General features: G+C 42.0%; 7 protein-coding genes and 1 CRISPR repeat array. Of the genes, 6 read left to right on the top strand and 1 reads right to left on the bottom strand.

All coding sequences use genetic code 11. From position 1 onward, the window contains the following. Positions 1–286 precede the first annotated feature (286 nt). The 6 genes from QZZ35_RS07335 to QZZ35_RS07310 all read left to right on the top strand — a co-directional run bounded on the left by QZZ35_RS07335 (position 287) and on the right by QZZ35_RS07310 (position 7,886). Complete coding sequence (locus tag QZZ35_RS07335) at positions 287–556, top strand: hypothetical protein (RefSeq protein ID WP_291236807.1); 270 nt, start codon at positions 287–289, stop codon at positions 554–556. 341 nt (positions 557–897) lie between these two features. Continuing rightward, positions 898–2,367, top strand: a complete 1,470-nt coding sequence (locus QZZ35_RS07330) for a Cas10/Cmr2 second palm domain-containing protein (RefSeq protein WP_291236806.1) — start codon at positions 898–900, stop codon at positions 2,365–2,367. After that, positions 2,364–4,382, top strand: a complete 2,019-nt coding sequence (locus QZZ35_RS07325) for an RAMP superfamily CRISPR-associated protein (RefSeq protein ID WP_291236805.1) — start codon at positions 2,364–2,366, stop codon at positions 4,380–4,382. The genes QZZ35_RS07330 and QZZ35_RS07325 overlap by 4 nt, the downstream gene beginning before the upstream one ends. After that, positions 4,379–5,683 (top strand): RAMP superfamily CRISPR-associated protein, encoded by a 1,305-nt coding sequence (locus QZZ35_RS07320; protein WP_291236804.1) that lies wholly within the window; start codon positions 4,379–4,381, stop codon positions 5,681–5,683. Before QZZ35_RS07325 ends, QZZ35_RS07320 begins: the two co-directional genes overlap by 4 nt. Next, positions 5,680–6,048 (top strand): hypothetical protein, encoded by a 369-nt coding sequence (locus QZZ35_RS07315; RefSeq protein ID WP_291236803.1) that lies wholly within the window; start codon positions 5,680–5,682, stop codon positions 6,046–6,048. The genes QZZ35_RS07320 and QZZ35_RS07315 overlap by 4 nt, the downstream gene beginning before the upstream one ends. A gap of 2 nt (positions 6,049–6,050) precedes the next feature. Beyond that, positions 6,051–7,886 (top strand): TIGR03986 family type III CRISPR-associated RAMP protein, encoded by a 1,836-nt coding sequence (locus QZZ35_RS07310; protein ID WP_291236802.1) that lies wholly within the window; start codon positions 6,051–6,053, stop codon positions 7,884–7,886. 64 nt (positions 7,887–7,950) lie between these two features. Here QZZ35_RS07310 and cas6 read toward each other — a convergent pair whose 3' ends face one another. Then, positions 7,951–8,595, bottom strand: coding sequence for a CRISPR-associated endoribonuclease Cas6 (gene cas6, locus QZZ35_RS07305; protein WP_291236808.1), 645 nt, complete (start codon positions 8,593–8,595; stop codon positions 7,951–7,953). A 160-nt stretch (positions 8,596–8,755) separates the two neighbouring features. Next, positions 8,756–9,049: direct repeats of the CRISPR family, unit length 31 nt; unit sequence GTTTCAATTCCTATGCAGGTAAGGTACTTTC. Between the last annotated feature and the right edge of the window lies 1 nt (position 9,050).

The following is a 9,050-nucleotide window of genomic DNA, read 5'->3' as shown; positions in this document are numbered from 1 at the left end:
ATTGCTTTGGTTGGTTTCGTTCATGTGGCTATGTGCCGTAATTTATTGGATTGCTGTAAATAAATCTTCTATTCATATCTTACGTATTTCCTAACAAATGTTAATGACTCTTCCACCTTTTCCCTTATGCACAAATCTTTTCGAAGGTATTCTTCTTACAAAAATCAGTTTAAATGTTTGTGCAATATGCCAGTTTAATTTTGCTTAAAGGATACGATTTCTATATTAGAAAAGGAAATACAAACCCTTTTTCGGTAAACGTCCACCTTCCGTGAAAGGAGACAGAATGGAAGTATTAAGTACTCAAAACGTAGCAACCATCCCAACCCTCGAAATTCCGGATCGCTTGAAACGTATTCAACATCAGCTGGCAGATTTCATTCCATATGCCGGTAGCTGCTATGTTGTCCTGTGGTCGGCAGAAGATGAGATCATCATTCTACGCCAGAATCATGGCGGTATTAAGCCGAGCTATTCTGGTGTCGATGCGGATACATTGGAATACATCTTTACCCGTTACCTTTCCCGTATGGAAAAGGATGTCGTGGTATGTTAAAGATTTTCACTCAATCGATCAGCGATGTAGCGACTGTAAGTATCCTGCTTGCTGTCCTCTTAAATTCCGGTATTGTTCGCTGAATCGGTCACCATATACCTACCTGTATAGAACAAGTCCTGCGGCATTTTGTCGCAGGACACTCCACTGTTTTTTACAAATTGATAATATCGCTCAATGAAAAATATAGTTGACAAGATTGACGAATATACGACAAAGAAGTATAATTTATTTGTAATTTTTTATAACAAAACACTGTTTTTGGGTGTATTTTTGTTATTTGCTAAGTATATCAATATAAATAGAAATTAATAATGACTAAAATCAGAAAGGGGATGCTTATGAGCCGCATACTTGTTATTGCAGAAGTGTCACAGAAACAGGCATATATCTTTGGGGCACGGGATTTGGCAACAAATTTACGCCGTTCCGGTGAAATTGAGTATGTCACCGGCGAGAGCTTTTTCAAACATTGTTGGAATGCATATGAGAACAACAAGAATCTCGTATACACCGGCGGTGGACATACAGTTCTACAATTTGAAAGTCTAGAAGATGCAGAGAATTTTTGCAAAGCAGTTACCTATACTATGATAAAAGAATTTCCTAATATGGAAATGTTTATTCATCAGATGAAATACGATGAAAGCCTTTCACATGGCGAGAATCTTACAAAGCTGTCTGAAGGGCTGGAAACAAAAAAATCTTTCCGTTCTTCTTCGTTCCGACAACTCAGTTTTGGCGTAGAGCATTCTGCACAGAAGGTTAAAAGCAGCTTCGAATATACCGCTCCGAAAAAATATTCCGGCTGGAATCTGACGACGAATTTTGGCGAACTGGCAGGCGCGACCGGCGAAAACTTTATTGCTGTTGTCCACTTAGACGGCAATTCTATGGGCACACGTGTGCAAAACATTTATAAGAATGTCAACGATTTAAGCTGGGATAAATGTGTTGATACCTTGCAGAAATTCAGCAACAGTATAGATCGTAATTTTAAGCATGCATACAACCAAATGCTGGATGAATTAATTGAAGCACTGGATAAGCAAGCTGATGATCTGGAAGCAGCTGGAAAGGATAATCCGTGGAAGGATAAAATTTTGCCTGTACGGAAAGTCATCGGTGCTGGTGATGATGTATGCTTTGTTACTTCCGGTCAGTTTGGCATCGAATGCGCCGTCAGCTTTCTGAAACATCTGAGTAAACAGAATAATGAAGTTGATAAGAAGGGCTATGCTGCATGTGCGGGCATTGTCATGATTCATACCAAATATCCGTTCTGTGTAGCCTATGACCTGAGTGAGGAGCTCTGCTCCAGTGCAAAGAAATATGGAGCAGGTATCAAATCTGATGGTAGCCTGTCTGTCATCGACTGGCATATTGAATTTGGCCAAATGAAAGGTTCTCTGAGCCAGATTCGAGAAGATTACTGGACTGAGGATAACGGCAGACTGGAGCTTCGTCCGCTTGTTGTTGTTGGAGAAGCACCTTGCAAGGAGCGTTCTTATGCATTTTTCCATGATCTAACAGCTCAGCTAATAGACAATGCAAACGAGAATAGCATTGCAAGAAGTAAAATCAAGCAGCTTCGAAAAGTGTTTCGTCAGGGCGAACAGGAAACCATACTCGCTATACGTTGGACAGAAACAGAAAATATCCTAACAACAAGTGAGAAAGCCGGTGCATCCCATAAAACTGCATTCTTTGATGATATATTGGATGATGAGCCGATTCGCAGATGTCTTTATTTCGATTCTATTGAAGTAATGGATCACATTGATCTTTGGAGAAAGGAGGACACAAAGTGAGCCGTATTAAATTATCTTATAGAATGCGTCTGAACTCCGATGCTATTTTCAGTTCAGGTCACAGCATTCCGGGCGGTGAGGATATTTCTCTTCGTATGACCGCAGACAACAAGCCGTACATGCCTGGTTCAACACTGAAAGGTCTCCTGCGTGAACAGCTTGAAAATTGGCTGGTCTGGAACGGCTTGTCAAATGATGCTGTACAAGAGACTTTGGTACTCCTTCTTGGAGAAGCTGATCGTGGCGGAGTTATCAGTGATCGACGGTTATCTTTTCTTGACCTTCATATAACGGATACAACTCCTGAAACAGACTGGTATTCTTCCCGCACATTTACCGCTTTGGAAGATGGTATCGTCAAACCTGGTACACTCCGTTCTGCATCATGCTTGAATCGTGGTTTGGAGTTTACAGGTACAGTGTTCTGTGATGAGCAGGACAAGGAACTGGTAGAAAACAGTCTGAAATGCATTAAGCGGGTTGGATTACTTCGCAATAGAGGATTTGGTAACGTAAGTATTTCTGTTCAGAATATGAAAATTGTCAAAGCATTTGACACGGTTCGGACAATTACTTCTGCTTCCTGCCTGAAATATCGTATCCGTCTCGAAACACCGCTTGCCGTTACATATGTTGCAAGAGAGGATCGGTATCGTCAGGAAGCTGGTGATCAACGTCAAGAAGCGAGCAACTATATGGAAACTTTGAATTGTATCCCAGGCTCAACTGTACGCGGCATGGTTGTTTCATGGCTTGCACAGAATGAACCGGAGTGGTTTGAAAACCATAAGGAATTACTTCTCGGTGAATCCACTCGTTTCCTGTATGCACTTCCGGTTGTTAACGATGTAGTAACACTCCCAACGCCAAAGGGGTTCTATGCCGATAAGCAGGAAAAGGAATTTTATAATATCCTGAATGAAAAGAAGGTTCAGCCCGGACATAAGCGTGCATCTATTGGTGCTTACTGCACGATTACAGATAACAAAATTAAAGGATATACACCAAAAACGCAGAGTATTATGCGCATCCAGTGCGGCGATGACAAACAAGTATTTACAACTACCGCACTGCTTCCCGGTACCGTCTTGGAAGGATGTATTCAGTTAGATCATCCAGAGCTTGCCGAGTATATCACACAGGCATTTCAGGAAACGATCTGGCTTGGTGCAAATCGGTATGCCGGATATGGTTGCTGCGAGGTGCTTTCATTGGATGCTGATACAAATATCAATTATAGCACTTCTTACACACAAAAAGATATCATCCCGGAAACGCTGTATATGATGGCTGTTTCTCCAATTACAATGACGAAAAACGGTGAAATTGCAGGTATTGATATCGAACAGCTAAAGGCTATGCTGGACGTAGATACATTAAAGATTGAAATGTGTGCAACTTCTATTGTGGAAGTAAACGGCTTCAATCGGACATGGAAGTGTGCCTCACCTGCAGTTATTATGTATGACAGCGGCAGTATATTCCAGCTAAAATGCTCTCCCGCACCACAGGTAGACAAGTTGTTGGAGCTGGAACGTACCGGTATGGGCATTCGCCGTAGCGAAGGCTTTGGTCAGATCGTATTCATCAAGGATTTTGAAAACCTGGAAAGAATAAAGGAATCTGAAAAGAAAACAAAGCAGCTTACTAATGAGCAGATTGTGCGTCAGGCACGCTGCCGCTGGTTGACAGAAAACAAACTTCCCAAAGAATGGCCGAGTATGTCGAAAAGCCAGATCGGTGAATTGCAGCAATGCTGTGAACGTGCAATTGCTACACATGATGATTCAGAAATATTTGACTTCTTCGATCATAATGAAAAAAATCGTGGAGCAAGACATGGCGAACGATTCGTTGAAACCGGAAAAATTCTGCAACAGATTCTGAAAAACCAGACCTTGAAGGATACACTTCATTTGCCGGATAATGTCACATGCAAAGATGATATGAAGGAACGCCTCAGGCTTGTATGTGATTGGATTGACCTCAGCAGAAAGGGGGATGGCAGAGCGTGAACGGAAGATTTGAATATGCAATACGGTATCAGGCTGTTGTTACTTGCCTGAAACCATTCCGCACAGGCGGAAAAAACCGTGATTCACAAAGTATACTGCTTCATCGGGACGGTGTGCCGTTTCTTCAGGGATCATCTTTGGCAGGTGCACTGAAAAGCTGGAAGAATAATGAAGCATTATTTGGCGCCTCAAGCGAACAGAACGGTAAAACAGGATCAACGGAAGGTTCGGTTATCGTTTCTGATCTGGAATTTGAACCGAACGCTGCGACAGTTATGCGCCCAAGGCTTCGTATCAACGAGCAAAACGGAGCGGCTGCATATGCAGCAAAATTTGATGTGATGCATCTGCAAACCGGAACAAAAGGAACTTTCGAACTGTTATGGTGTGGAAAAAAATGTGAAGCAGATGATGTGAAACAGCAGCTGGAAGAATATTTATCTGCTCTGAATCAAGGATTGATTTGCCTCGGAGGACAGAAATCCAATGGCTTCGGCAGAGTTCAGGTTCAGGCACAGTGCAGACAATATAACATGACAAATCCCAATGACCGGACAGCATGGATTATGAACAGCATGGATGGCAGCGAAACTGTTGAATTGAGGCCAGTCCGTGATGATAGAATCATTCTGCATGTTACATCGAGAACAAACAGCCTTCTTGTCAAAGGTCAGACACCAGAAGGATATGGTGAAGGAAGCGTAAAAGCTGCTCAAATCAAGGAAAATGATAAGTACGTTATTCCGGGTTCATCATTGAAAGGTGCAATAAAGGCACAGGCAAAGCGAATTGCACCGTTTTTGAATATTTCTGACACTCAGTTGGAATCTCTGTTTGGAAGAGAAAGCCGCAAAGAGAATGGGCAGTCTGACAATGGCATTGCAGGAAAGATTACATTTTCTGATGCAATATTTGATGATAAAGCAAAGCGTACAGCTGTACCTCGTATACATATCAATCGCTTTACCGGCGGCACAATTCGTCAGGGATTATTCACAGAAGAAGTCATCGGCGGAAAATGTGAATGGGATATCGTAATTCCAAAATGGAAGCCTGAAAAAACAAAGGAACAGCAAACTGGTGCATTGCTGGTATTATATGCCCTGCGTGATCTTGGTATCGGTCTATATTCGCTAGGAAGTGAAAATGCTGTAGGCAGAGGGCGCATTGAATTCTTACAGATAGATATACAGACAGAAAATGGCAGTGCATTTATAAAATGCAGAGAAAATGAAGTAACTGTACAGGATGAGAACGGTATTCTTGCCGCATGGCAGCAGATGGGAGGCGATGAGCCGTGAAAATGAACACAGATCTTTCAGTCAAGGAAGCATTGGAAATCGGCAAAGCAATGCCGTATGCAATGTTTACTCATCTGAGTAAGGTAACACTCGGCAAAACTCCGACAGTTGTCTCGTTAGATGAACTGATTGAAGCCCGTTTTTTCGGAGGCAACGGAGAAATCCACATCTTTACTGAAAATGGTGAACAAAAGGCTGTTCATATTACAGATGAGGAAAACGATTCTCGTTTTCCTCCCATCGATCGGGAATATACGCTGCTCTCCAATTTCGGAAAGAAGCTCACAGTACGGCAGTATATAGATTTTGATAACGAAGAACAGGCATATATAAAAGCTGTCCGGTTGCTTGGATGGGAGGCGTAATGATGGCAGAAAAGAAAAAGAAACCTATCGATCCCTGTGCTCCATATAATTTTGTACCGCTTGCTGAAGATGTGATACTCCGCTATGAACATGAAGATGTTCTTCCGCCTCATAATGAGTGGGATGAAAATCTTCTGACCGGTGAAATTGTACTGACAGTCACTGCGAAAACACCGATATATATTTCCAATGGTAAGAAAAACGATAAAGCCGACTTTATCCGAAATATAAATGGCAATTACATCATTCCGGGTTCAAGTCTGCGAGGTCTGATTCGAAGCAATATGCAGATACTTGGTTTGGGACTGCTTCGGAAAAAGACAGATTTTCAGGATATATATCTGTTTTACAGAGAAATGGCAAGTGCGGAAGATTCTGCAAGAGCTGATCTGAAGAAACAGTATCGTGAAACACTTGGAATTGTGAAAGGTGAAAACGGCGAATCCGATGAACCGCCGAAGGTTATGGCAGGTTATCTTCGATGCGAAGGCAGGAACTACAGTATTATCCCACTTGCGGATCCTGTGCTGAAAATTAAGCGTAACAGTAGACTCGCTCAGAAGAAATCTTCTTATAAAAAAGATAAAAATCGCCAGTTTATGTCATGGAGTGATTGCTATGCATTTACAGAAAATGTATGGTATAAAGCAAATGGCAATGAGGTTGCTGAATTATTCAACAGCTGGGAATATAAAAAGCTGCACCGTACCGATCTCCAAAAAGGTGTTTTAATGGGAAATGGATATATGGATAAACAGAATATTCTCTATTTATTTCCTGAGGAGAAAAAATTTGGGCGTCAGATTCCAATCAGGAAGGAAAACATTATTTCCTACCGTGAGGATTGGGAAGCCAGAAAACGCCAGTTAAGCGGCCAAACCGGAAACGATAAAAATTTCTGGGCATTACCCGGAAACGGTCATAGTAAGCCTGTGTTTTATCTCATGAAGAACGGCAAGCCGTATTTTGGAATGTCACCTTATCTGAGACTGTATTATGATTTCTCTCTCGGACACGGACTGCCAGAGCAGCATAAAGCATTACAGGGGCAAACGGTACTTGATTATCCCAATGCTATCATGGGCTATGCTGAAGGTAAAACAGCATACCGTTCCAGAGTCAGCTTTGGCGATTTACAGGTAATCACAGCTGCAAAAACGCAGGACAGTGTGCTGGTTATTCCTGGTGAACCGAAGCCGACCTTCTTTGAAGCATATTCCACAGAAGGAAAAAGCTATAATGAAAAGGATTTTCGTCTGCGTGGTATCAAACAGTATTGGATGAAAGATGCAGAAATACCTCGGTATCAAAAGATCAACCCCAATACAGCAAGTACACTGCTTCCTCTTCCGACAGGCACATCCTTTACAGGAACCATTCGATATAAGAACCTGCATCCTGACGAGCTTGGACTTCTGCTTTGGTGTCTGAAGCTGGATGATGGCTGTGAACAGGAGTATTATCAGAATATTGGCATGGGCAAGCCGTATGGATATGGACGGATAAAAATTCATGTTGACGCATTAAAGGAATACGATCCGACTACCTTATACAACAGCCTCGAACTTCCAAAAATAGATACATCTCGTACAAGCGAACGTGTACAAGAACTGATTGAAGATGAATATCTCACATATGCAGCAGCAAAGCTAAACCGTCAGACGCTGCGGACTCTGCCTCATATTCAGGATTTTATGTTTATGAAGCGTACCATACGCACGGATAAAAAGAATGTATCTTATATTCCAAGTCCGGGACAGCATAGAAATTTGACGAAAGTACTAGAAACAGTGACAGAGGTCAAATATCGGATGGAAGATAGCGAAGAAACCCAATAATCAAAAGAAGCCAGATACAGAGCATTTCGTAAACTCTGTTATCTGGCTTTTGTTCTTAATGAATTTAGCGAATAATCTCAAACATTCCGAAACCGGTGGAATTTCTTGCGCCTAAACCTGTATGATACAGAAATCTCAATGCCTCCGGTTTACCCTGTAAGAGATAAGTGCCATTCCATGCAGTGACACGGAAGAATCGGAAATCAGTCACCACCTTATCCTTGCTTGCAATGGAAAGTGCATAGATTGCAATCGTATCATCCGGAAACTCTCCGAAAACACTCTTCCATTTGTTACGGTAATTTTGATTTACCAGTCTGGCAAAGTCATCATCCAACGGATTGTAATATTTCGTATGTCCATCCGGCAATGTTGTATGCACAGTGATTGGCGAAAGCATACGGATTTTCAGCTGCGTACAGTCTGGATCCAAATCCAACTCTGATATGCTCAGCTTTTCCAAAACAATCTCCTGTTTATTCAAGATATAAGTCTGGTGCAGCTGTAATGCCTGCTGCAGAATCGCGGCCTGTGCAGGATCGGCAGTACGAATGGAAAATGATACAGCGGATGGAAATGTCAGTGTCTTATTGCGGTAGTATGATTTTCCGCGCAACTGACTGAAGCAGAACATTTTGAAATGCTTGCCCACAGGTTCTCCATAGCCTGCATCATGTAAAAATTCGCTGTACTCCGGCTCCAAGCGCATCACATGATACACTAATCCCTGTACACAGCTTTGGTAGGCAACTGGTACAATAAGCCGGTTTGTACGGAAGGTGAGATCAAATAATATAACAATTCCTTCTTTCAGATATCTTACAAAGTCTCCTGTTCTTGTTTCAGTTCAGGAGATTTTTTGTCAAAGAAGTTCAATTCCTATGCAGGTACGGTACTTTCGATACGATCCAGAAAAATACCTTCAGAAATATGAGTATCAATTCCTATGCAGGTACGGTACTTTCGTGGTTGCGGTTGCAGCAAAGAAGTGGCTGACAGTTTCAATTCCTATGCAGGTAAGGTACTTTCATAATGAATCCAGAGATCATTGTTCCGATAAAGGTTTCAATTCCTATGCAGGTAAGGTACTTTCGGCGGGACCGATAGCAATTATCGTTGCACCTATGTTCGCGTTTCAATTCCTATGCAGGTAAGGTACTTTCA

This window comes from Frisingicoccus sp. (genome assembly GCA_016298055.1).
Classification (GTDB): Bacteria; Bacillota; Clostridia; order Lachnospirales; family Lachnospiraceae; genus Frisingicoccus.
This window is presented reverse-complemented; position numbering and strand designations above follow the sequence as displayed.

What these genes read in the sequence shown, in the direction of transcription:
- QZZ35_RS07335 (WP_291236807.1), top strand. Translation starts at nt 287, where the DNA reads ATGGAAGTATTAAGTACTCAAAACGTAGCAACCATCCCAACCCTCGAA.
- QZZ35_RS07330 (WP_291236806.1), top strand. Translation starts at nt 898, where the DNA reads ATGAGCCGCATACTTGTTATTGCAGAAGTGTCACAGAAACAGGCATAT.
- QZZ35_RS07310 (WP_291236802.1), top strand. Translation starts at nt 6,051, where the DNA reads ATGGCAGAAAAGAAAAAGAAACCTATCGATCCCTGTGCTCCATATAAT.
- cas6 (WP_291236808.1), bottom strand. Translation starts at nt 8,595, where the DNA reads ATGCGCTTGGAGCCGGAGTACAGCGAATTTTTACATGATGCAGGCTAT.